At 40.0% G+C, this 25247-nt stretch carries 22 protein-coding genes and 1 riboswitch; of the genes, 8 read left to right on the top strand and 14 right to left on the bottom strand.

Annotated elements, in window-relative coordinates; genetic code table 11:
* Window positions 1-11: 11 nt before the first annotated feature.
* The 7 genes from essC to A33I_RS16550 form a co-directional block, all read right to left on the bottom strand.
* Window positions 12-4451 carry a type VII secretion protein EssC gene (gene essC / locus A33I_RS16580; RefSeq protein ID WP_022629457.1) on the bottom strand — a complete coding sequence of 1480 codons (4440 nt, stop codon included), beginning with the start codon at window positions 4449-4451 and terminating at the stop codon, window positions 12-14.
* A gap of 13 nt (window positions 4452-4464) precedes the next feature.
* A complete protein-coding gene (essB, locus tag A33I_RS16575; RefSeq protein WP_022629456.1) occupies window positions 4465-5778 on the bottom strand; it encodes a type VII secretion protein EssB in 1314 nt (437 codons plus the stop codon).
* Between the two features lie 75 nt (window positions 5779-5853).
* On the bottom strand, window positions 5854-6093 hold the full coding sequence (gene yukD, locus A33I_RS16570) for an ESX secretion system protein YukD (protein ID WP_031311775.1): 240 nt from the start codon (window positions 6091-6093) through the stop codon (window positions 5854-5856).
* A gap of 131 nt (window positions 6094-6224) precedes the next feature.
* Complete coding sequence (locus A33I_RS16565) at window positions 6225-6518, bottom strand: WXG100 family type VII secretion target (protein WP_012957307.1); 294 nt, start codon at window positions 6516-6518, stop codon at window positions 6225-6227.
* A 684-nt stretch (window positions 6519-7202) separates the two neighbouring features.
* Entirely contained in the window at window positions 7203-7382 is a 180-nt protein-coding gene (locus tag A33I_RS16560; RefSeq protein ID WP_022629454.1) for a hypothetical protein, read from the bottom strand.
* Window positions 7383-7497: 115 nt separating this feature from the next.
* On the bottom strand, window positions 7498-8904 hold the full coding sequence (locus A33I_RS16555) for a sodium/glutamate symporter (protein ID WP_022629453.1): 1407 nt from the start codon (window positions 8902-8904) through the stop codon (window positions 7498-7500).
* A 111-nt stretch (window positions 8905-9015) separates the two neighbouring features.
* Window positions 9016-9417: a hypothetical protein gene (locus A33I_RS16550; protein ID WP_022629452.1), complete on the bottom strand. Its 402-nt coding sequence runs from the start codon at window positions 9415-9417 to the stop codon at window positions 9016-9018.
* A gap of 157 nt (window positions 9418-9574) precedes the next feature.
* Between A33I_RS16550 and A33I_RS16545 the strand changes: the two genes are divergently transcribed.
* From A33I_RS16545 to ureC, 6 genes are all read left to right on the top strand, one after another.
* Entirely contained in the window at window positions 9575-11230 is a 1656-nt protein-coding gene (locus A33I_RS16545; protein ID WP_022629451.1) for an ATP-binding protein, read from the top strand.
* A 13-nt stretch (window positions 11231-11243) separates the two neighbouring features.
* A complete protein-coding gene (locus A33I_RS16540) occupies window positions 11244-11957 on the top strand; it encodes a response regulator (RefSeq protein ID WP_022629450.1) in 714 nt (237 codons plus the stop codon).
* A gap of 198 nt (window positions 11958-12155) precedes the next feature.
* Window positions 12156-13487: a CitMHS family transporter gene (locus tag A33I_RS16535; RefSeq protein ID WP_022629449.1), complete on the top strand. Its 1332-nt coding sequence runs from the start codon at window positions 12156-12158 to the stop codon at window positions 13485-13487.
* A 185-nt stretch (window positions 13488-13672) separates the two neighbouring features.
* On the top strand, window positions 13673-13990 hold the full coding sequence (gene ureA, locus A33I_RS16530; protein ID WP_022629448.1) for an urease subunit gamma: 318 nt from the start codon (window positions 13673-13675) through the stop codon (window positions 13988-13990).
* The gene (gene ureB, locus A33I_RS16525) at window positions 13987-14364 is read left to right on the top strand and encodes an urease subunit beta (RefSeq protein WP_022629447.1); all 378 of its coding nucleotides are present in this window, start codon (window positions 13987-13989) and stop codon (window positions 14362-14364) included. The genes ureA and ureB overlap by 4 nt, the downstream gene beginning before the upstream one ends.
* Entirely contained in the window at window positions 14361-16070 is a 1710-nt protein-coding gene (ureC, locus tag A33I_RS16520) for an urease subunit alpha (RefSeq protein ID WP_022629446.1), read from the top strand. Before ureB ends, ureC begins: the two co-directional genes overlap by 4 nt.
* Window positions 16071-16224: 154 nt before the next feature.
* On the opposite strand, the gene A33I_RS16515 is transcribed toward ureC, so the two are convergent.
* The 6 genes from A33I_RS16515 to groES all read right to left on the bottom strand — a co-directional run bounded on the left by A33I_RS16515 (window position 16225) and on the right by groES (window position 22836).
* Complete coding sequence (locus A33I_RS16515) at window positions 16225-17862, bottom strand: pyridoxal phosphate-dependent decarboxylase family protein (protein WP_022629445.1); 1638 nt, start codon at window positions 17860-17862, stop codon at window positions 16225-16227.
* Window positions 17863-17963: 101 nt separating this feature from the next.
* A complete protein-coding gene (locus A33I_RS16510) occupies window positions 17964-19130 on the bottom strand; it encodes a methyl-accepting chemotaxis protein (protein WP_022629444.1) in 1167 nt (388 codons plus the stop codon).
* A 50-nt stretch (window positions 19131-19180) separates the two neighbouring features.
* Window positions 19181-19891: a hypothetical protein gene (locus A33I_RS16505; protein ID WP_022629443.1), complete on the bottom strand. Its 711-nt coding sequence runs from the start codon at window positions 19889-19891 to the stop codon at window positions 19181-19183.
* A gap of 38 nt (window positions 19892-19929) precedes the next feature.
* Window positions 19930-20298, bottom strand: coding sequence for a hypothetical protein (locus tag A33I_RS16500; RefSeq protein ID WP_031311772.1), 369 nt, complete (start codon window positions 20296-20298; stop codon window positions 19930-19932).
* Window positions 20299-20430: 132 nt separating this feature from the next.
* A riboswitch (cyclic di-GMP riboswitch) is annotated at window positions 20431-20517 on the bottom strand.
* Window positions 20518-20825: 308 nt separating this feature from the next.
* Window positions 20826-22466, bottom strand: a complete 1641-nt coding sequence (groL, locus tag A33I_RS16495) for a chaperonin GroEL (RefSeq protein WP_012957293.1) — start codon at window positions 22464-22466, stop codon at window positions 20826-20828.
* An 85-nt stretch (window positions 22467-22551) separates the two neighbouring features.
* Window positions 22552-22836, bottom strand: a complete 285-nt coding sequence (groES, locus tag A33I_RS16490) for a co-chaperone GroES (protein ID WP_012957292.1) — start codon at window positions 22834-22836, stop codon at window positions 22552-22554.
* A 294-nt stretch (window positions 22837-23130) separates the two neighbouring features.
* Here groES and A33I_RS16485 point away from each other — a divergent pair, with 294 nt between their 5' ends.
* Entirely contained in the window at window positions 23131-23853 is a 723-nt protein-coding gene (locus A33I_RS16485) for a CPBP family intramembrane glutamic endopeptidase (protein WP_012957291.1), read from the top strand.
* On the top strand, window positions 23850-24068 hold the full coding sequence (locus A33I_RS16480; protein ID WP_012957290.1) for a YdiK family protein: 219 nt from the start codon (window positions 23850-23852) through the stop codon (window positions 24066-24068). The genes A33I_RS16485 and A33I_RS16480 overlap by 4 nt, the downstream gene beginning before the upstream one ends.
* A gap of 39 nt (window positions 24069-24107) precedes the next feature.
* Here the strand turns inward: A33I_RS16480 and A33I_RS16475 are convergent, their stop codons facing one another.
* Window positions 24108-25247, bottom strand: coding sequence for a glycerate kinase (locus tag A33I_RS16475; RefSeq protein WP_022629441.1), 1140 nt, complete (start codon window positions 25245-25247; stop codon window positions 24108-24110).

Genomic DNA, 25247 nt, shown 5'->3' with positions numbered 1-25247 from the left:
CTTTCCCTGCTTTAGCATTTAGGAATTTGCATCCTTGTTGCTGTGCCATCTTGAATCAAGTAACCAAAGCCAGCCAGAATTTCCGGCTCATTCCGTGTAAACGGCAGTGTAATTAAACTCTGATCAGATTTCTTCGCTAATAGTACAGCCTGCCTGATCTGCTTTAACTCATTTGTTAAAGGATCAAAGCCTTTTGTAAAGTCGTTTGTGTTTCCGGCAACAATCACAGTAAAGCCTAAATGAGTGTATTTCTTCATGAATGTTGATATCTTTCCTTGAATCTGTGCATCAATCGTTTGCTGCAAGCGCGAAACGCTATCTACAACCAAGTAAATAGGAGCAAATGTCAGTGCACTGGATTGACCTATTACTTGTAAATACTCATTCTCACGGCGTCTTAGAGTCTCTTCAACGCTATTGAGCCATTCATTTATTTGATCTTTAGTCTCCATATAAAGGACACCATCCCGGCTCGCATATGTTGATAAACCTCGATCAACTCCGTCAAATAGAGCTACATCTGCATGCTCTTGTTTAAACATTTCTTCTAATAACACTTTTACTGCATTGGTTTTCCCTTTTTTACTTTGACCAACCACGAGACAATGCTCACTTTCGATATCGACTGATAACGTAGTCACTGTCTCTTCATCTAACCCAATTGACAGCGAACCTTGCTTTTTAGTAGCCGCATATTTCTTTGCAAATGTTTGGTAGTCAAGATTAGTAGGAAGCATAGGAATAGGTGCAGGCAATCGACAGCCTTGATACCTTTCCTTCATACGTTCGATCTTATCTTTTACGGCAGCAAGAATCTCTAAATCATCCTCACCCCAAGCCGGCAAGTACATCTGAGAAAGAGCTACTTGGTCTTTAATGATTAATGCACGGCCGGCTATTGCCTCTACTTCATACGGTGTGCGGCCGATAATTGAAAACTTCTCATTGCTATCCATTAAATAATGAACGACTTTCGTTTTTAGAGAGTTCATTAGTGGCTGCCTTACTACATTAATTCTTGTGGCTGAAAGCATAACCATGATGCCAAGCGACTGACCATCTCGGGCAAATTGGATAAACTGCGTTTCAATGTCAGGAAGCTCCTCTTTCACAAGATCAAAGTTATCAATCGTAAGAACAATCGTCGGTAGTATTTCATCTGTAAGACGGTTGTAATGAGTGATATTACTCACTTCACGATCAAGGAACAACTGCTTTCTTTTTTCAATTTCTTTCTTTATATACACCATAAATTTTTCAATTTTGCGCTGATCATCAAATCTGAAATAATCGGCTGTATGAGGAAGCTGTCTCAACGGCAGAAGCGCACTGTTTCCAAAATCAAATACATAATAATGAAGTTCTTCTGGTGTAAACGCCTCTGCAAAACGAAGCAGATAGGTCATGATTGTTGTTGATTTTCCGTACCCTGCTGACCCAAAAATACCTATATTGCCGTCTTCCTGCCACCTGTAACGATATGGTGTTTGACTTTGTCTTTCAGGCTCATCTTTTAAGCCAATAAGAAATCCTTCATCCACACTCCCTGCTTCCTCACTCGCAAGACGCGAAGCGAGAGGCGGCAGCCATGGACTTTGCAGTTTTTGAATGCCCATTGTGGATTGAACATTTGCTATCTCTGATACAATGGCTTCTATTTCTGTCTGCTTTTTTCGTTGCTCCCGCTTTACTTTTGCACTTACGTTAGACAACTGTACAAGGCCAAGGTCGGTTACAAGTGAGATTTCATCTTCTGTACCGACTGTCTCCTCAAGATAAGGAGCTCCACTCCAAGCTGATTGGAATAATTCATACACCTCGTTATTTCCTACTTGCAAATAACCGCGTCCCGTAATCGTGAGATTTGCTGCATCCGAATTTTTTAAGACCTCTTTACTATCTGTTGCATCCTGCACTTTCAAAGCAATCTTAAAACGTGCGTTACTCCAAATTTGATTATCAATGACACCGCCAGGCTTTTGAGTCGCTAGAATTAAATGAACGCCTAAGCTTCGCCCAATCCTGGCAGCACTGACCAGCTCTCTAATAAATTCAGGCTCCTCATTTTTCAGCTCGGCAAATTCATCTGAGATCAGAAACAGATGAGGAAGCGGCTCTTTGGCTGTACCTTCTTTATAAAGGTCTGTGTAGTCATTGATGTGGTTTACCTCAAATTGATCAAATAAACGCTGGCGGCGCTTCATCTCACTATTAATGGAAGCGAGGGCACGTGTACTAAAGTTTTGGCTCTCATTTATATTTGTAATGGTTCCAAGAAGGTGAGGGATTTGCTTAAATGGCTGGGCCATCCCTCCGCCTTTGTAATCAATTAATAAAAACGCCACTTCATGAGGGTGATAATGAACAGCTAAGCTTAAAATATACGTTTGAAGCAGCTCACTTTTACCTGAACCTGTAGTACCAGCTAGAAGTCCATGAGGTCCGTGAGCTTTCTCATGTAAATTTAAGACAGCTACATCCTTTTTCCCTTTTAATCCAATCGGTACAGCTAAAGACTTCGAAGACTGATTAGTAAGCCACCTATTTGGGATATCTAGTTCTTCCACATCTTTCGCATTGAATAGATCAAGGAATGAAACCATTTCAGGGATCGAATTGTTCATCCCTTTTAGATGATTAAGAGAACGTAGTGTTCTAGCAAATGTTTCATTGCCTTGTTGTTGATGGCTGTCTAGATCAAACGCTGTATGCAGCGCTTTTTTCTCTTGGATGAGGATTTCACCTTGTTGATCATTAATATAGCCTACTAACGTATGAATCGTTTCAGCCAAATTCTCTTTTGTATCTGTAGCAAAGATTGTAGACATGCCAATCCCTTTATCTTCGCCTTCTAAGTACTCCATAATCAGGTGCTCAGAGATTAACGCTCGATTCGATACAATGAAGACAATATGAGGGTAAAAACGTTTCTTGTCCTTTTCCTCATCCATATCTCTTTCTCTTAATATTTCATAGATAGATGATAACAACTGGTCTCTCGTTCTCTCATTGTAAACAAAGCCTCTAGCAAAAGAATGCGGCAGCTGAAAATGAGGCAGCCATTTCATCCATTCCCAATCTCCATATTCTTCTTCATCAAAGATCGCAACAAACCTTATGTCATGATAGCTATGGAAGAACGCCAGCTGACCGACAATTTGCTGAATCTCCTTTTGCACAATCGATTGCTTCCCAATCAATCCAATTGCCCCTTTAGAAGCATCGATCGTTAACGGGACATTTTCCACTTTGTTATAAACATCAATCATTTCTTGTGATTTTTCAACTAAGTCATCTATTTCCCGATTGGCAAAATCTAAGCTTCCGACCGCTACTTCATAGCTAGCAGGAACCGTTGCTCTCCCTACTCTAAAATGCAAGAAATCCTCACTTTCTAGAGTACGCTCAAAAATACGATCACTAATCTGTCTTACGTCTGTTTTTAATTTCTCAAATGAAGGGAAATGGTAATACAGCACTTTCTTTTGCTGATCTGATAACGCTTGTAGTTCCTCTCGCTTTTGTTCTAGATAGCGATTGTAGACTCGAAGACGCGTTGCTAGCTTGATTTTGCGCTTTTTCTTCTCACGGAAGTATTGAATAGTTGAAGTGAAGATCGTTGTTGTAAACATTACAATCGAAATGATAATAAAGACACCTCTAGGTATTAATAACGCCACCATCCCCATGACAATGAGCATCATTAACGGAGGCAGGATTAACAGCCATAATGCCCTTTGGTTATCATCCCCTTCTTGGGAAGGAAACGAAAACGTTACTTTTTCCTCAGGGAGATCATAAATCATTCTTGGCGTGCGGCGATAATCTGGATACTTCTTTTTCATTTCAGAAGTAGGCGGCATCGCACGTGCTAGGGAGGTTTCATAGTCGTCTGATCCTGACAAATGCAGAAGATCCCCTTCGATAAATGTCATAGAGAGGCCTGAATAATAGATTACATCACCATTAAACAAATGCTTACTCTCTTTAATCTGCTTGCCATTCACATAAACGATAGCATCACTCGCTGCGCTAAGATGCCATGTCTCCTCTATACGGTCCATTTGAATAGAATTTTTACTTACATGGTTTTCTCCTAATTCGTTCAAAAGGACAATCGTCGCACCTTCTTTATGACCGACCGTTATTTCTTTTTGATGCCCAACATAATACGTAGCTTCAGCGTTCGAACCTTCTTTTAAAATGAACGTCAGGCTATGACCTTCCTCTGTGAGCGTGAATGGTTCCTCAATCTTCAGTTCTGTAAGACGCTCCCCTTCTTGATACAGTACATATCCGTCCTCTTTTACAATGGATAACTCGCCGCTTGTAAATGGATGAGAATAAAGAGTTAGTGAATGTTCTTCACTGTTTCCAATCGTCACTCTTTTATGGTGCTCCAACGGGTAAAGTTGATATGTATCCTTATAAAACACAAACAATTGTTGCATCTGTCTCACCTCCCTAAGACTCGGAATCTTCTTCCTCTGCTGCTTCTTCTGTTTCATCAGCAGATGGTTCTGGTTCTGATGGAGGTTCTGGCTGTGCTGGTGCTGAAGCTGGTGTTTCTTCTTCCTCTTCTTCTACAACAGTCTCCGCCTCAGCCGCTTCCTCAGCTTCTAGCTCCTCACGTTCTCTCATATACTCATCTATCTCATTTTGAATGATTTGCAGTTCTTCTTCTTTTTCTTGTCCCGATAAGCGGTCATTGGCTTTAATATCCTCGCGATACTTAAGCAGTCCAAGCATGACAAGGTCTCTATCTTCTAAGGACCTAGCTAAATCAACGGCTTCTTCATTTTCTCCCCTGCCAATATGAATCCAGTATTTGAAATAACGTTCATCCGACTGAAGGGTCAGCGTGTTGCGGACAGCATTACGCTGATCTTCCGTTAAAGGTTCATACTCTACATAAGAGGTGGCCAGCTGATATTGCACCACATACGGCATACCATCTGAATCGTAGTAATTCAGCTGATTAATGACTTCGCTATAATTTGTCATTAAGAAAGCTTCACTGCTTTCTATAAATGTTTCCTGCTTTGGCTGCTCAAAAAAGAATGAATAAATGCTGTATGCAATAAATGGTAGTAATAGAGCAGCCGCTGCAATTAAGCTGTATTTATGTGCAAGCCATTTCTTCTTCGGAAGGGAGATAAGGGTCTTTTCACGGCTCTCAAACTCTGTAATCGTTTCTTCTACGTAAGCTGTTAATTCGTCTAATGTGCTGCACTCAAATATTTCTTTTACAAAGGGACTTAACGTCATTGTTGTGTGGTAGTGATAATAGTCGTAAAATGTATGAGCTGGGTCAATCAACTCACTTATTGTCGCTTTAACTTCAAGTGTCAGATTATCTTTTTCTTGACTATAAGGAGGAAGACTTTCTTTCACCCCGTAGTGGAGGAATATTGGTTCGAAGCTCTTATCAAATACGATGTTCTCAGGGCACACGATTAAATGAAGTCTTGTATACGAATGAGTCTTTACCGCTTTTAAAAGATTATGAGCGAGCAGCCATTTAGCATAGGTTGTCTTACGCTGGATCATTGCAAAGTTCAAAATCGATTTGGGACGCTTCATGATGATTTTGATTTCATCTTCTGTATCTTCAACAATTCTTTCAATCTTGTCATCTAATTTTGTCAGCATTCCTGCTTCTAGAGGATCGCTTAGTTTCACTTTTGCTCTTTGAAAATGAAAAACATGCTGACCTTTATCTTTTGAAACCGTGGCTTCTATTTGTTTTTCTAAATACGATAGCCGTTTTTCTTCCATAGCAGGTACTCCTTTAAAGGCTCTTAGTCAGTAACTGGTCACCTATTTGTTTAATCTAGTGATAGTATCTCTACCTTATATAATGACGATTTTGTCACCGTTTGTGATTCCGCTTGCTTGAAGAGTGGCATGACCTGGAAGGACCTTTTCTTTATTCTCAATCCTTACCCAATTGCCCTCACGAGGAGGCTCTTTCATTTCTTTGATCTGCCAAACAATATCAATGACTTTTTTCACAGAATAATAGTCAGACAAGCGCAAATCAAAGGTTTCTCCCTCATAATGACGCATGTCAATAGTTACCTGTATATATATTGAAATCACCCCAAGACAGGAAAAAAAGCGCATAAACAAGTGTGTTGTCAGCGCTCCTTTTCATTATCATTTCATTGTGCTTTTTTACTATTTAACTTTACTGCACATTTTCACTTTATCGAACACTTTACTTAGCCTCGAATTTGACTAGCAATTTGACGGTCAGTATCTTCAAGAACTTGTGCAGAATTTGCAAGCTGCATAGATACTTCGTTTAATAGAGCTGCCATTCGATCAAAAGACGGGCGTAGTTCTTGGTATTGTTGAGCAAATGCTTGGCTTGAAGCACCTTCCCAAACATCTTGTAAGTGACTGCTCATACCATCAAGACGAGTAAGTAAGTCGTAAATATTACCACTCTCTGTATCATACTGTCTAGCAACGTCACGTAGTTCAGCCGGTGTTAAGCGAATTACATCTGACATGTCCACAACCCCTTTAACATTTAGTTTTGTCTCTTATAGCTTACCAACTATTTTTTTACAGTCAACGCATCTACCACTATTTGTTTAAAACACTATTAATGACCTATTAATCCACTAATCTTCCGGCTGTTTACCTTTAGCAAACAAGGAAAATATAACTAGCATAATTAGACAAATAGCGACTAAATACCCAACCTTTATTAATAGACTATATTAGATTAATCTTTAAATACCCACTATTAGATAAAAATATGCACTTAATCCAAAATTTTCTTTTTACATATTATAAAAAATCAAAACCACCAGTGTGAACTGGTGGTTTACTCTGCGGCTTAAAGCCTCTCTTACCGGTGCTGCTCACTTGGAACAGCCGGTCCTGTGTTAGATTGTGCTGCCTGGGCTGGTGACATAAGTAAGCTTGCTGCTAAGAAACTGGTACCTACTGTCATGGCAAATTTCTTCATAATGATTCCTCCTCAACTTTTATCATTCACCTACGAATTCTCTCATTAAAATCGAATCCCTCCTTAGATACACGAAATTTTAGATAAGCGTAATAATGCACTAGTTGATGTCTTATTTCGACAAAAACAACCGCAAACTTCAGTCGTATTTCATGATCCTAAAAAAAGAGACACTAGGCTGTTACACCTAGTGTCTCTTCTGTAAGTTCCTATGTAGAACTTAATATTCTTCAATTTCAAAGCGTTCGACATTCTCCATGTTTATATACTGGTTTTTGTGATCGAACCATTTAGCCGTTTGAATTTTATCAATTTGCTGATTAAGTTCGTAGCCACTCTCCAGTTCAAATACAACACTTTCTCCACCACAAAAATAAAACGTAACTTTATATCTTTTCATTCTCTATCCCTCCTAACTCACTTATTCCCAAACATTTTCCTTTTTAACCTTAGTATTTCTAGAAAAATGTAAAAGAATCTATAATTAAGTTTTCCATATCTTATTTAAAAACTATTTATTGTGTTGATTTCTTTTTCCCAAAATAAAGCAAGCCTAAAAGAAGCCATGATATCATGATCACAAATGCAATAATAAGCGTAATAACTGGGCCTAGTGCTATAATAAGAGGGACAGATGCCGCTGTGACAATTCCCCCTCCTACAATAAGGTCGAGCATCAGTTGTTTATAACTAAATCCTTCCTTTGCTGGGCTTTCGTCTTTTGGATCTGCGAGTTTAATCAATAACAAACCAGCAGCACTCATCCCCATCGCCTGTCCTAAATCTCCAATTGCCCGCTCAAACCAATAGTCAGGCATAATACGAGGAGCAATGAATATGAAGGCCACAATATTCCACCCTATTGCAGCAACAGACATAAGTAAGAATGGGACGATATATTCACCAAGGACTGACAAGGATAACGTGGCGATAGCTGACACAATCAGCAAATCTAAGGCAAACCCTTGGATACGAGTAATCAGGTCCCGGTCTAAAATGGACTTTTTAACAAACTTACTTAGGACAAGCTGAACTATGACCGCACCAACCATTGCTAAAGGGAATAAAGGCAGGTGAACAAAAAGCTCCATATTCTCACCCCATAGAGCCTCTTCAATTAAAATAAATCCTTCTAAAATGACATACCCAATGGCAATAGCCACCCCTATGTATGCAAAATGAACAGTAAGTGTTTCGATCACTTCAGAGCGAGTTGTCTGATTGCCAGCAGACATGTCTTGCTGGTCTTCCTTTTTGATTAAGCCTTTCTTTTGTTCATCTGAAATGTCATCAGGACTATTTAAAATTTCGGTTTTTCCTTTACGCGCAGCCCAATTTATTAATAAAATTCCTAGAAAAACTCCAGTTAGAACACCGACAGTAGCTAATCCAATTGCTAAATCTCTTCCTTCTTCAAAACCAACGCCGCTGAATGTACCCGATAATCCGGCTGCGGTACCATGTCCACCAACAAAGCTGATCTCAAGTAAGGCACCAGCCGCTGGATTCATTCCAAATAAAGGCGTTAATACAACTAAAGCCAATGTGATGCCAATGACGTACTGTCCCCATGATAGAAAATGGGCAAATGTTATTTGCGGGCCAGCAACCTTCCATATCTTTTTGATATTAGGAACTTTCTTCCCTATGAATAAAGAGGCAAAGATGATACTGATCAACAGTTCGGGGAGCACTTCCCATACCTCTATCATAGGGGCTGGGAAAAGACCTCCCCCTTCAAATACTTCTACTCCAAACAGACCAAGCACTTCCGGTCCTAGCAGCAGTCCAAGAAGCCCCGCAATAATTGAGCTTGGGATAAAGAAAGATTGTAGAAATGGCGTGGCAACCCGAATCCATTTTCCGATAATAAGTAAAATACCTAATATGATAAAGCTAAATCCTATAACTTCTGCCGACATAAAAACAAAGCCCTCCTCTTCTTTTACTTTATAGAGAAATATTACCTGACGATTGAAAGATAAAACGTATCGTTATTAATCAAATAAAATAAAGCACCCTCCATGGATGCTTTAAACAACGACAGATAAATCGCCTCTTCCGAAATAATCAAGTAATTCAGGCCCGTTGTAAACTAGATTTAGTATATCTGCGATTCGATATTGCTCTTCAGTGATCGTCATACGTTCTTTATCCGGATAAGGAATAAATACACGGAAGCCGTCTACTGCTACTGTACGAAAACGTTCTATCGCTACTCCGTTATAACGTAAATTAAAGAATTTCTCATAAGCAATATCATCTTCATAAGCTGAAATCCAATCTTCTCTTAATCCTTCACTCGGAACAGTAATATCAGAATCAATTGTAATGGAGATATTATCTTTGAATACATACACACTAGTGTCTTGATCATATAACCAGTCACTAGGCTTTGATTCAATAATGGATAACTTAAACTCTTCGTATCTCATTTTCGTCAGCTCCTTTGTACCCTAAATCCCCTCTCTCTTCTGATTTGAAACCTAAACAAGAAACCTCCAATGATCTTCACTAACTTGATCCTTTTATAAATTGAGAAGATAATGACTATAGATTTATATACACAAGAGAATGAAAGGAGAGCTCCCTGTGGATTCTTTTCCTCACCACTTCAAAGAGAAGCACCTGCTTACCCCTAAGGTGAAAATGAATTTGAAATTAAAAATGATCCTGTTAATAGGAGCATTAATTTCGCTTACTTTTATCATTATGGGTGTGTTTCTTCATTATTTCTTTTCTGATACGATTGAAACACAATTAGGTGAGCGAGCGTTAAGCGTAGCAACAAGCATTTCGCTCATTCCTGAAATCCAAGAGGCATTTGCCCTTGATGTTCCTGCAGCTGTCATCCAGCCGATCGTTAAACCGATTCAAGAAGAGACAGGTGCTGAATTTATTGTTGTCGGCAATACTCATGAAATCCGTTATGCTCATCCTGATAAAGAAAAAATTGGGTTGAAGATGGTTGGTGAGGACAACGCACCTGCCCTCTTGCACGGAGAGTCTTATATATCAAAAGCCACCGGTTCCCTAGGGTATTCCATCAGAGGAAAAGTTCCTGTATATTCAGAACAAGAAATTGTCGGAGTTGTTTCAGTAGGGTATTTAGTAAATGATGTGCAAAGCATGGTTCTTACATACAGCAAAGAGCTTTGGTATGTCCTTCTCTTCATGATCACTCTCGGTATTATTGGAGCTGTCCTGATTGCTCACTACATAAAAAAGCTGTTATTCGGGTTAGAGCCGGAGGAAATCTCACATTTATTACTTCAAAAAGAGACGATCCTGCAATCAACGCACGAGGGGATTATCGCAGTCAATCAAGAAGGAAAAGTTACCCTGGCTAATCATGCCGCTTTAAAACTGCTAACAGATCGACACTCTGCTCCACTATCACCACTAGAGAGTCCCGTTGGCAGGCCCATTCAAGAAGTATTGCCTATGTCTGCCCTTCCTCAAGTCCTTCATTCCGGGGAGAGTCAGTATGATCAACAGATGTATGTCGGGGCTCATACCGTGTTAGTTAACCGTGTTCCTATTTTTTATGAGAAGACACTAATCGGTGCGGTTTCTACCTTCCGTAATAAAACAGAAATTGACCAACTCACCAAGGAACTCACACAAGCCAAACAATATGCTGATGCGCTTCGTGCTCAGACGCATGAGTTTTCTAATAAGTTATTTACGATATTAGGGCTGTTACAATTAGAAAGAAAAGACGAAGCCATTTCATTTATTCAAAAGGAAAATAATATTCAACAGGACTGGATCCATTCTGTATTAGAGAAAGTCACCGATCCGATGGTTGGGGCAATTCTTCTTGGAAAGCTCAATCAAGCGATGGAACAACGGGTTAATATGGTGATTGAAGAAGGCAGCCAATTGATGCATCCATTAGAGGAACCACAGCAGGAAGCCCTTGTCACAGCTTTAGGAAACCTTCTTGAAAATGCGATTGATGCTGCGAAAACAAACCCCAAACTGCAGCAAGTCAGTATCTTTTTTACTGATCTCGGTGAAGACCTTGTTTTTGAAATAGAGGACTCCGGACCAGGAATTCCAATGGATTTAGCGAACAGCATTTTCACTAGAGGCTTCTCTACAAAAAAAGGAGAGCATCGCGGATTTGGCCTTGCTCTTGTAAAAGAAGTGCTCGCTGAAGTGAATGGACAAATTTATATAGAAGAAGGCGATCTTGGCGGTGCTTGCTTTGTCATAACGATCCCCAGAATAAAACTTCTCTAAGGAGGTTCCCCCTTTGCAAAATCCAATGTATAACGTACTCATCGTGGAAGATGATTTCCGTGTCGCTGAAATAACAAAAGGATTTGTTGAAAAAGTGGATGGTTTCAATGTGATTGGCCTATGCAAGACAGGTGCTGAAACTGAAAGCTTTCTATCTAATCTTAACGAAACAACTCCTGATCTCATCTTATTAGATGTATATATTCCTGATGTGAACGGGCTTGACCTTTTCTGGAAGATTCGTGAGAACTTGCATCAAGTGGATATCGTCATGATTACAGCTGCAAAAGAGGTTTATACGATTGAAGAAGCGCTGCGCGGCGGGATTTTTGATTATATTGTAAAGCCGGTTGATTTTAACCGTTTTAAACGCACGTTAGATACATTCAAAGATCAAAGAGGATCCCTTTCTTCTAAAGAAAAGCTTAATCAAGAAGAAATCGATCTCTTAACCAGGGCGCAAAGCCCTTCCCATTCCGCTGCCTTAGTAGAGCAAGAGCAGCTTCCTAAAGGAATTGACAGCATCACACTTGAAAAGGTTAAAAATATTCTAAGCTTACATAGTGATACGGGCATAACGGCAAGCAGCTTAGGAGAAGCCGTAGGGATAAGCCGCTCCACTGCAAGGAGATATTTAGAATATCTTGTTTCTATAAGTGAAGCACGGGCTGAATTAAGTTATGGCGATGTCGGAAGACCAGAACGACTCTACATTTCTAACAAGTAACCCTGTGAACAAAATGAACAAAACCCTCGAAATGAACAATATTTCATTAATGTTCATAAACTTCATCCCCTCTATTTTTCGTGATAAAGTTCTGTAATATCAGACAATTAGAAAAATAGAGGGATTTTTATTTTTGAGTGTATTTGTATACGCTTACAAGACTCCCTCTTTACTATTAAAAACAAAGGGGAGAGTATTATGCTTAGTATCATCGGTTTTGTCACCATTTTAGCTATTGTCCTGTTTCTTCTTAGCGGCAAAATGTCACCTATTATCAGCCTTATTACGATACCGATTCTTGGGGCTCTACTAGCAGGTTTCTCAATTGCAGAGATTGGATTGTTCTTTGATGAGGGGATAGCTAAAGTTATCAGCGTAGTGATTATGTTTATCTTTGCCATTCTTTATTTTGGAATTATGCAAGATGCAGGCCTTTTTGATCCAATTATTAATAAAGTCATTAAGATCTCTAAAGGGAATATCGTTGCTGTGGCTGTTGGTACGGTTATCATTGGAGCGATTGCGCATTTAGATGGTTCCGGAGCTTCTACTTTTTTAATCACGATCCCAGCGCTCCTTCCATTATATAAACGGTTAAAAATGAATCCGTATCTTTTGCTATTACTAGTAGGTACTAGTGCTAGTATTATGAATATGGTACCGTGGGCTGGTCCAATTGGACGTGTCGGCTCTGTCCTTGGAATGGATCCGACCGAACTATGGAGACCCCTTATTCCGCTTCAAATTATTGCTCTTATTCTACTAATGGGATTAGCCTTTTTCTTAGGACTAAGAGAAAAACGCCGCATTGAAAAGCTCAATCAAAAGCTTGCAGTATCATCTGATCAGCTTGAAGCAGCGGCAGCATTGGATGTTACAGATGATGATGTAGCTCCCACAAAAGATACAACTCTCGCAAGACCTAAACTATTATGGGTAAACCTCCTCTTAACGCTCGGTTTAATTGCGATGTTAGTATGGGGAATTCTACCGGCTGGATTTATCTTTATGATCGCACTAAGTATTGCACTGCCGCTTAATTATCCTAAAGTAGATGATCAAATGGATCGAATTAAAGCCCATGCACCAAATGCCTTATTGATGGCTGCTATTATTCTTGCAGCAGGTTCTTTCCTTGGAATTTTAGGCGGGTCAGGAATGCTTGATGCCTTAGCTACAGATCTTGTTACCTTACTGCCAGCTTTCATCATTCCTTATCTGCACCTGATCATCGGCTTTTTCGGTGCACCATTTGAACTGATCTTAAACACGGATGCCTATTACTTTGCCCTCTTGCCTGTCGTTGAACAAATCGTAACTTCATACGGTGTTGAATCAACCTCAGCTGCTTACGCAATGGTCATTGGTAATATCATCGGAACATTTATCAGCCCGTTCTCTCCTGCACTGTGGCTTGCACTCGGCTTAGCAGGGCTTGAAATGGGTAAACATATTCGCTATTCCTTCTTCTGGATTTGGGGCTTCAGCGTCGTTTTACTGATTATTGCTGTAGTCATTGGAATTGTATAAAGAGTTTAAAGCTTCTCAGCCATCTTGGTATGAGAAGCTTTTTTCATTTTCATAAGTCTCCCTCCGCAAATTGACAAATTTTTAATGTTAGATTATATGACATCATTGTTGTTTCATGTTCCTCTTCGCGTTAAAGTTTGATTAATCTAAATATTCATTTTAATTTCTTTTGGGAGGGTTAGATCATGAAATTAACAGAAGTAGAGAAAGAGAAACTATTAATCGTCGTTGCTGGTCAATTGAGCAAAGAGCGAAAGGAACGTGGAATATTATTAAATTATCCCGAGGCTACCGCCTATTTAACATGCTACGCAATTGAGAAAGCGCGTGAAGGCAAAAGTGTCGAAGAAATTATGGAGCTTGGACGCCATGTGCTTACAGCGGATGATCTAATGGAAGGTGTTCCTGAAATGCTGGATAGTATCCAAGTTGAAGCGACATTTCCGGACGGTGTGAAACTTGTAACGATTCATCACCCAATACAAGCGGGGGTGAAATCATGAAACCAGGAGCATTTAAGATAGCCGAAGGTTCAATAGAGATCAATGCAGGCAGAGTTACATTGGAGTTAACTGTTAAAAATACAGGAACACGTTCTATTCAAATAGGATCGCACTTTCATTTTGCAGAGGCGAACAGCGCCCTTTCTTTTGACCGAGAAAAAGCGATTGGCATGCGGCTCGATATTCCTTCTGGGACCGCCATTCGAATTGAACCGGAAGAAGAACAAAGCGTAACGCTCGTCTCCATAGCCGGTAATAAAACAGTGTATGGCTTAAATGGGATGACAGAAGGCTCCCTAGATGAAGGAGGAAAAGAGAAAACACTTAAGAAACTCACAGAATCTGGCTGGATGACAAAGGAGATTTTATCATGAAGATTTCTAAGCAACGATACGCAGAGCTTTTCGGACCGACAACTGGAGATCAAGTACGTTTAGCAGACACCGATTTATGGATTGAGATCGAAAAAGATTGTACCGTATACGGCGAAGAAATGATTTTCGGCGGCGGAAAATCGATTCGAGATGGGATGGGTCAAAACGGAAGATTAACAGCTAAAGATGGCGCACTTGATTTAGTCATTACGAATGTCATCGTCGTCGATTACACAGGCATCATTAAAGCTGATGTGGGAGTGAAAGATGGACGAGTAGTCGGTGTAGGAAAAAGCGGCAACCCTGATATTATGGACCACGTTGATCCGAGCCTCGTCATCGGAGCAGGTACAGAAGTCATATCAGGTGAAGGGAAAATCTTAACCGCCGGCGGTGTGGATACTCATATTCACTTTATTTGTCCGCAGCAAATGGAAGTTGCCCTTTCTTCTGGGATCACCACCTTAATTGGCGGCGGAACAGGCCCGGCAACGGGAAGTAAAGCAACAACTTGTACTTCTGGTCCATGGTATATGGAAAGGATGCTGGAAGCAGCGGAAGAATTCCCTGTAAATGTAGGCTTCCTAGGGAAAGGAAATGCCTCTCACCCTGCTCCTTTAATCGAGCAAATTGAAGCTGGTGCTGTCGGACTTAAACTTCATGAAGACTGGGGTTCCACACCAAAAGCGATTGAAACATGCATGGAAGTGGTAGAAGATGCTGATATTCAAGTAGCAATCCACACCGATACGCTAAATGAAGCTGGATTTCTTGAAAATACATTAGAAGCAATCGGCGATCGAGTGATTCATACATATCATATTGAAGGTGCAGGCGGAGGACATGCTCCAGATATTATGAGACTCGCTTCTCACTCGAATATTTTACCTTCCTCTACTACACCAACGATGCCTTATACAACGAATACGATGGAAGAGCATTTAGATATGATGATGGTCTGCCATCACCTAGATTCAAACGTTCCAGAAGATGTGGCATTCAGCCGTTCCCGTATTCGTGCAGCAACGATTGCCGCTGAAGATGTCTTACATGATATAGGTGCGATCAGCATGATGTCCTCTGACTCGCAAGCGATGGGGCGTGTAGGTGAAGTCATTATCCGCACGTGGCAGACAGCCGATAAAATGAAGAAACAGCGTGGTCCGCTTGTCAGCGAACATGACCATGACAATGAACGTGTAAAGCGCTATATTGCTAAATACACAATTAATCCAGCCATCACTCATGGAATAAGCCATGAAGTCGGTTCAATCGAGAGCGGTAAATTAGCTGACCTTGTTTTATGGGATCCCGTATTCTTTGGAGTGAAACCTGAACTTGTGTTAAAAGGCGGAATGATCGCGCGCGCTCAGATGGGTGATCCAAATGCATCCATCCCAACACCGGAACCAGTGTATATGCGAAGAATGTACGCGTCATACGGACGAGCTAACCGTTCTACATCGATCACTTTTATGTCGCAAGCAAGCATTGATCTTGGTGTCCCTGAAAAATTAGGATTAACAAAAATGATTTCTCCTGTTCGTAACATAAGAAACTTAAGTAAGCTGGATATGAAATTGAATAATGCCCTGCCACAAATTGAAATCAACCCGAAAACGTATCAAGTCTTTGCAGATGGCGAAGAAATTTCGTGTGAACCGGTAAGCTCGGTTCCGCTCGGGCAAAGATACTTTTTGTTTTAATCATAAGCTAAACGAAGCATCTCCTCTTTAAAAGAGTGAGATGCTTCGTTTTTCGATGTTTCCATTCTCAATTGATTGAATATTGAGCTGCATCGGATATTTAATCAATGAGCCGCCTATAACTACCTAATAAGAACATCCCTACCATCCACAGTTAATTGACACACACCATTTTTGTTTTTTTAAACATTTCTAGGTGTCCTTTTAAAAAATCAACATAACGGTCAACCTCATCTATCGTTGTGTAGGGCGAAATGCTAAAAAATTTATGTGTATATATTGGTACGCGTTTGTCTGTATTTAATGCTTCTACTAGACATTGTTTTTTTGTGTTCCCAAAAAAGACCGTATCTCGGTAGACGCTCATCACTTCTGCCAGCTCGTCATTAAATTGATTAATCTCCATTATCTCTTCAACAGTTAAACTCCCCCTCCATTCATCATTCCATTTTATTTTCTCAGGATAAAAGCGAAAGGTTGTAATCGGGGATTTTTCATTTGTAATTACTACATTTGAAATTTCTTCTACTAACCTTTCTCTAAACTTCATATTGACTCGAATATAATTAGCCAAAAGTTCTTGATAACCTTCCATACCAAATGCCAATAACGACGCGTAGATTGCTAGAGAACTTCCCATTCGTGAGCATTCGATTGTGTAGCCAGTATGGTAGTTTCCATACCCACGATTCCCAACGTACGGCGTTTCTTCCTCATCTAAATCAACATATTTTAAGTGTTGTCTATTTTTCACTAAGAATAAGCTCGTGATATAGGGTGTTTGGCCAAGCTTGTGGAAATCAAAAACCATACTATCTGCAAGCTTGATTTGTTTAAACTTTTGTTGATAGGACTTTAATACTTGTATAACAGATTCTTCTAACTTAAGATGATTGCTTTTAAAGTCATACTCATTAAAGAAGGTATACATGCCTCCCATTGCTGAGTCAGCATGGATATAGACAGGACTCAAGCAGTGCTTAACCTCTAACTCTTCAGTTACCCTCTTAATCCCCTCCATGTCATCAATCCCAAACGTATCGGTTGTTCCCATTGTGGCAAGAACATATAATGGAACACCGCCTTTTTCAATAACATGCCCCATTTTCTCTTTTAAGTCTTCTAAATTCATAGAATGATCACGATTCACCTTCACCCGAATCATGTTTTCTACTCCTATTCCAGTTGCTTCTACTGATTTATACAAGCTGTAATGGGAAAGCTCTGAGCAAAAGCAATACAGATTATCAGGCACCCCCTTTTGATTAGAGTCCGGTGAGTACCTTGCAATAGCAAGTCGTAAAGAGTTAAAGACAGCCCCCTGCCCTCCCCAGGTTGTATAGCCAGAACTTAGATTTTCATCGTATCCGATTAGTTTTGAAAGCATACTGGTGATCTCGACTTCTGCCGCTGCTGCTGCAGGCCCCTCTACATCCCAAAGATTATTTCCATTGACAAGGACCATAATTAAATTCCCAATGATACTCGCAATATTCGGCAGGGGCGCCGCATTAGCAACGTAGTTTCGGTTGACATACCTATGTCCCTCTACCAATTTAAGAAGCTTCACAATCACTTCATCCATAGGCGTACCCGTTTCCGGGATGTCTGCCTGATGAATTAAACGATTATAATAATCTACCGTGTACTCAGGCATTTCTCCTAACGTTAGTTTATTAGGATCCTTTAATTCATCTACTTTTGTTATTACCGTCTTAAAATAGGATAATAATTCTTCTCTTTGAACCTTATTACCGTCCATGCTCGGATACAACTTTTGTAACTCGTTCATTACTTTACCTCCTTGATGTCTATCACAAAAAGAAGCTTCACACAAGTTTAATTAACCTATGAGAAGCATTCCTATTCTTATGCTGTAATATTAATTTTTTGTTAAACTGTCACTTCTTCTGTTTCATTACGAGGGTCCCATGATGACAATACATGGTTAGAGCTATTTTCAGCCTCTAACAGTGTTTCTGCTTCCTGGACTAATATTTGAATGGTACGTTGTTCATCATCACTAATTTCGATTAGTTCCTCGAACATTTCAACTGATTCTCTTGAGATTGAAGCGATCTCGACCATAGTTGACATAATTTGCTGAGAAGCTGCCGTTATTTCTTCTGTACTTGCAGAGGAATTAACATTATTCTCAGCAATAACCTTTGTTGTAGATAAAATCTTCTCAAACATAGCTCCCACTTCTTCGATCGCCATGTTTGTGGCTTTAAATTCTTCAGTTCCTTGCTTCATTGATTTTACAACATCCTCGGTTTCTGTTTGTATATTTTTTACTATATTAGATACTTCAGAAGAAGATTGACGTGATTGTTCAGCCAACTTTCGAACCTCATCAGCTACAACCGCAAATCCCCTGCCGTGTTCTCCTGCTCGAGCTGCTTCAATGGAGGCATTTAGGGCAAGTAAATTAATTTGTTCGGATATTCCTGTAATCACCTTTACAATAGAACCGATTTCATGTGATTTTTCACCAAGTTTATTGATGCCATCAAATGTTTGGTTAACGGTTTGATTAAACTGCTCCATTTTTTCCAAAGAGTCCTTTAATCTCTCATTTCCATCTTGTGTTAATTCTAAAGTAGCCGTTGATCGATCTGAAATTTCATTTGACCTATTTGAAAGATCTTCAATTGCCTGTGTCATCTCTTCCATGGACATGGCGCTTTCTTCTGTAGCTACTAACTGTTTCTCTAAACCTCTTCCTACCTCATCAATTGCCGCTCTTACAATGTCCGCTTTCTCAATAGCAGACTCCCCGACCTTAGCTAAACTCTCTCCTTTTTGATAAACATTGCTTGATAAGGAAGAGTAACTTTCCTTTACACGATGTAAAAATTCGATTAGTTGATTGTATACTGTATGATCAGCGCTTTTTTCTTCCAATTTGCTCCTCATATTGCCTGCAGAAAGTTCTCTTATACCATTTATAATTTCTTTATTGATGCGCGGATTATGCTTTAGGGAAAAATAACGGTAAGCAAAATACACTGTAGTGCCTAATAAAACGATAATAATACTGAGCAGTATCACTTCCATAAGAATGAATCCCCTACTTTTTATTATATTTTCATTCGAAATGAACCCTTTTAAAGTTCTCTGATAAGGAAATAGGTCCCATCAGCTATATTCTCATCAATTCCACTTAACCTGTTATTCTCTTTATATTTATGTACAATGTAATGCCCGTCTATATCTGTATACTTCTCCATTTGATGATATTTTCCCATTACACGTATCGATTTTGGGTTTGTCGCTTCACCTATAACTGCCTTCAATCCCTGTGAAGCTGCCTTAGTTATTAACTTATTGCCTAATTGTTGAATCACTTCATGACGGTCATGTTCAGCTGTTAAACCCAACATGAATAAATGCAAAAACTCGCCATCTTCTATTTCTTTTCCGCTTCGTTTTTTATAATCATCTATGAATCGTTGATCTATCTCTTCTAAAACATGTAGAATGACATTCATATCGGAAAACGACCCTTCAAATAAATCTTCTCCAAATATGACTGGCGCATTTGTATCTCCTGCTAATACACCCACCACATTCTGATTTTGATCTTTAGCGATGACGCAATAACCCTGGTCCACTGTACTGACTAAATAATCTTTGGTAAAATCGTAGAAATCTTCATAATGTATATCTAATTGACCTACCATAGGTTCCTGAACCCATTTACCTGAAACATTCACTCCTATAAATGAGCGGGCTAGACAATCAGCTGCTTTTTCTATTAGAGTAGATTGTTCGCTTGTTATAACTTCATATGAATATCGTTCTAATGTTTTTTGCACGTCTTAACTCCCTTTCAGATCATTAAATGAACCTCGTTTTAAAACGAATGAGACACTCTCTCAACAAATGTACCTGAGAAGTTAATTCTCTGAAGAGCATTCCGTATTTGAACTTGAGCAATTTTAGAGGCAGGCTTTACAACAAGAATATCTTTAAAGCCTAAACTAGAATAAAATTGCATCGTTTGCTCTAGTTGCGGGACAACTTTTGATGGGACAGGTGTTTGGTGTGTGGCATCGACAACAAATGTATAATGTGGCTTTGATACTTTATTGATGGTTTCCTGCAAATCGATCATATATCCTTCTACATCTTCTTCTCTCATTAATCCATGCACTTGAACTTGGATTTCTTTTGCATTCTCATCTATGGCCATTTTGTACTTCCTTTTATTAACTACTATCATCTCTTAACGCCTTCTTCCTATGGAATGTTATTTTCATTAATAACCTTCACTTATTTGTCTCGATAAAAAAAGAAAAGCTACCCCCAGACGTAAATAGGGATAGCCAAATAATCGTTCCATTCATAAATCATTTTTGGCAACCCGACTATCATGACCCAAGAGGATGTTAGACTCGTAGCTTTGCGTCCTTACCTTTCGATAAGTTTGCCTTTATCCTATTTAATTACTGGTTCTAAACTCATAATGACACAAATGTAATTATAGCACAAAAGAATTAGTTATTGTCGAATTATGTATTCTTTTAATTTAAAAATGGATAATAAATATCAATACTAATGATCTACATTAAGTTGTTTATAAAAATAGCAGTAATAATAGTACCAACACTTGGAAATGGGAGGTCAATTTGATCGAGATGTCCATAGAAAAGAGGCCTCTGAATTCTCAGAGACCTCTTAGCTTGTAGGAATCAAGTCATTTATACACCATGACCCCGAAACCTATTTTATTATGGTGTTAGAACGACATTACATCATGCCGCCCATTCCACCCATACCGCCCATGCCGCCCATGTCAGGCATGCCGCCGCCTTCGTTTTCCTCAGGCTTATCAGCGATTACAGCTTCTGTTGTTAAGAACATAGCTGATACTGAAGCAGCGTGTTGGAGAGCTGAACGAGTTACTTTTGTTGGGTCAACGATACCTGTTTCAACCATGTTTACCCACTCGCCAGTAGCTGCGTTGAATCCAAAGCCAACTTCTTGTGACTTAAGACGTTCAACAATTACAGAACCTTCAAGACCTGCATTGTGTGCGATTTGACGAACTGGCTCTTCTAGAGCACGAAGTACGATGTTCACACCAGTTGCTTCGTCTCCATCAGCAGATACAGCTTCAACTGCTTTAATTACATTAATAAGTGCTGTACCACCACCAGCTACGATACCTTCTTCAACTGCTGCACGAGTTGAGTTAAGAGCATCTTCAATGCGAAGCTTGCGCTCTTTCATTTCAGTTTCTGTTGCAGCACCAACTTTAAGAACAGCTACACCGCCAGCTAATTTAGCAAGACGCTCTTGAAGCTTTTCTTTATCAAAGTCAGAAGTTGTTTCTTCTAATTGCCCTTTGATTTGGTTTACGCGAGCTGCGATTTGATCTGCTTCGCCTGCACCTTCAACGATTGTTGTGTTTTCTTTTGTTACAACTACTTTACCAGCACGGCCAAGTTGAGTGATGTTCGCAGACTTAAGGTCTAGACCTAGATCTTCTGTGATCACTTCTCCGCCTGTTAATGTAGCGATGTCTTCAAGCATAGCTTTACGACGGTCACCGAATCCAGGAGCTTTAACAGCTACTGCATTAAATGTTCCGCGAAGTTTGTTCACAACTAGTGTAGCAAGAGCTTCACCTTCAACATCTTCAGCGATGATAAGGATCGGCTTGCCTTGTTGTACAACTTGCTCAAGAACTGGAAGTACCTCTTGAATGTTAGAGATCTTCTTGTCTGTAATTAGAACGTAAGGGTTATCTAGAACTGCTTCCATTTTGTCAGAATCAGTTACCATGTAAGGTGAAGCATAGCCGCGGTCGAATTGCATACCTTCTACCACTTCTAGCTCAGTAGAGAAACCTTTAGATTCTTCGATTGTGATAACGCCGTCGTTACCAACACGCTCCATTGCCTCAGCAATGATTTGGCCAACTTCCTCATCAGCAGAAGAGATTGCAGCAACTTGTGCAATAGACTCTTTACCTTCGATTGGTTTAGCAATGTTTTTAAGCTCTGTCACAGCAGCTGCTGTTGCTTTTTCGATTCCTTTACGGATAACCATCGGGTTTGCACCAGATGTTACGTTTTTAAGTCCTTCACGAATCATAGCTTGTGCAAGTACTGTTGCAGTTGTTGTACCGTCACCAGCGATGTCATTTGTTTTGCTTGCTACTTCAGCAACAAGTTTAGCACCCATGTTCTCGAATGCATCTTCAAGTTCAATTTCCTTTGCAATCGTTACACCATCGTTAGTGATTAACGGGGAACCAAACTTCTTCTCTAAAACAACATTACGACCTTTTGGTCCAAGCGTTACTTTTACTGCATTTGCAAGCGCATCTACACCGCGCAGCATCGAACGACGTGCTTCTTCGCTAAATTTAATATCCTTAGCCATGATTTCGACCTCCTAAAAATAGTGTGTATAGTCAAATTCGCTTTTGTTTAATGGTTAACTTAAATGGATTAATTCCTTAAATGGATTAACCGATAATAGCTAGTACGTCACTTTCACGAAGGATTAAGTATTCAACTCCGCCGTACTTCACTTCTGTTCCCGCATATTTAGAGAAAATGATAGAATCGCCTTCTTTAACGTCAAGTGCAATGCGCTCTCCGTTATCAGTTACACGGCCTGTTCCAACAGCTACAACCTTACCTTCTTGCGGCTTTTCTTTTGCAGAGTCAGGTAATACAATCCCGCTCGCTGTTTTTTCCTCAGATTCGACTAACTCGATAATAATACGATCACCTAATGGCTTTAACAAGGAAAACACCCTCCTTCAAGACCTATGTAATATTCTTTATTAGCACTCACTCATCATGAGTGCTAACACAATTATTATAATAATCATTACACTCTCGTTTTGCAAGCCCTTTACTATACTTTTTTTGATTTTTCTTAACCAGGCCTGTTAGATCACGCAATAGCCACATACAATAAATAGCACTACTAACTATTCGCTCTTAAACGAGGCATTCCTCCTGCCTTTCTAAATAACCTATGGTAAAATAAATGAATTAAAGAAAATTGACTATTTCTTAATAAAGGAGTTAGCAAATTGAACATTCGTTATTGGTGGATTCTTATTACATATGTACTGATGCAGCTCTCAGCGATCCCAGGAACCCTGCTGTTGCTTCAGTTTGATATCGCCGTTGACCGCATACCGGGGATATGGAGTATTTTCAGTTTCACAGTCGGGCTAATGATTATTTTATTCCTTCTCGTCCCAGATATGCGTGAAAGACATCAAATGCGCGGCCGCTCCTCTCGGGGTGAGGCAGTTAGATGGGCAATCATCGGTGTATTTATGGTTTTTGGCGCTCAATATGCAGCTGCCTTAATTGAAATGTATGCATTTGGAATTGAGCCCGGATCAGAAAATACGGAGGCCATAGTCGAAATGGCTAAAGCATTTCCAGCATTTATTTTTGTTATTGCGATTATCGGACCGATATTAGAAGAAATCGTGTTTCGTTTAATCATTTTCGGAGCACTCTATAAACGATTCAATTTTTGGATTGCAGGCTTTGTCAGCTCATTGATCTTTGCAGCTATCCATTTTGACTTTACACACTTACTCATTTATACGGCTATGGGCTTTGTTTTTGCCTTCCTATATGTAAAAACTGGGCGGATCCTTGTACCAATTATCGCTCATGTGGCTCTTAACCTTTTTGTAGCAGTTGTAAATGTACTGCTTGCAGACAGACTAGAAGAATGGGTTGAACGTTTAGAAGAAGTCCAACAAACATCATTGATCATCGGGGGATTATTATGAGGATATCTCCAACAACTATGGCTTTTATGTATTTCTTTCTTGGGGTATTAGTCGTATTTATTGCGATCCAAAAGGTTAATCAAACCGGCTGGGATTTCTGGGCCTACCTCATTATTGGTTTTGCTGCATTTGACTTTATGATTGCTTATCGCTTCTTTCGGATCAGGCGTGTGATCAAGCAAATTGAAAAGCAGCAAAATAAGCATAAAAAATAACGGCAAACAGCACCGTGTCATGATACACGGTGCTGTTTTTTATTTTGAGGCCATCTTGATCGTTTTAGCAATGTTGTTTGCGGTACGCTCTAAATAAGTTAATCCATCCTCAATTGCCTCATTTAACGTCATAATACCTGGCACGAGGGAGAATGCAGCATCAATACCTTCCTCGTAAATGGCTTCATGGCCAGGAGCTAATCCACCGGCAATAGCAATGACGGAAGCTCCCTGTGATTTTGCAGCCCGCGCGACCCCGATTGGCGTTTTTCCGAATACCGTTTGATGATCAAGACGTCCTTCACCTGTGATAACGAGGTCAGCTCCCTCTGCTTTTTTGTTAAAATCGGTTGCCTCAAGAACTAAAGTCACTCCAGACTCGAGACGAACATTTAGAAAGGCAAGCAAGCCTGCACCTAATCCTCCAGCGGCACCAGCACCTGCAATCTCCACTACATCTTTACCTAAATCACTATTAATAACAGATGCATAGTGAGCAAGTGCTGCATCGAGCTGTTCGACCATCTCAGCAGTAGCCCCTTTTTGCGGACCGTAAATCGCTGATGCGCCTGTTTCACCTAAAAGTGGGTTATCAACATCACAAGCAACCTCAACGGTCACCTCACTAAGCCTTGGGTGAATCTCATTTGTATGAATAGAAGCCAGCTGAGCTAGGGCAGCTCCGCCGTATGGAAGGTCTTCCCCCTTTGAATTAAGCAGCTTTACTCCGAGTGCTTGAGCCATACCAGCTCCTCCGTCATTTGTTGCGCTCCCGCCAATACCTATTATGATATGGTTTACACCCTCATTTAAGGCATCTTCAATTAATTGTCCTGTCCCATACGTTGTTGTAATAAGCGGATTACGCAGCTCTATGGGAACTAAAGACAAGCCCGATGCTTCAGCCATTTCAATAACCGCCGTTTGCCTGTCTCCAGATAATCCATATTTCGCCTCAACAGGCTCCCCTAGCGGCCCTGTAACGTTTACAGACTTCACAGTTCCTTCTAGCGCATCAACCAATGATTGAACCGTACCCTCTCCCCCGTCAGCCATAGGAATTTTAATATATTCAGCTTCAGGAAACACTTGCTTAAACCCGTTCTCTATTGCAATCGCCGCTTGAAGAGCTGAAAAGCTTTCTTTAAATGAATCTGGTGCAATCACTATTTTTCTCAT

The organism is Alkalihalophilus marmarensis DSM 21297, from assembly GCF_000474275.2.
GTDB classification, from domain to species: domain Bacteria; phylum Bacillota; class Bacilli; order Bacillales; family Bacillaceae_D; genus Alkalihalophilus; species Alkalihalophilus marmarensis.
Note: the sequence above shows the minus strand (reverse complement) of the source record. Positions and strands in the feature narration are given on the sequence as shown.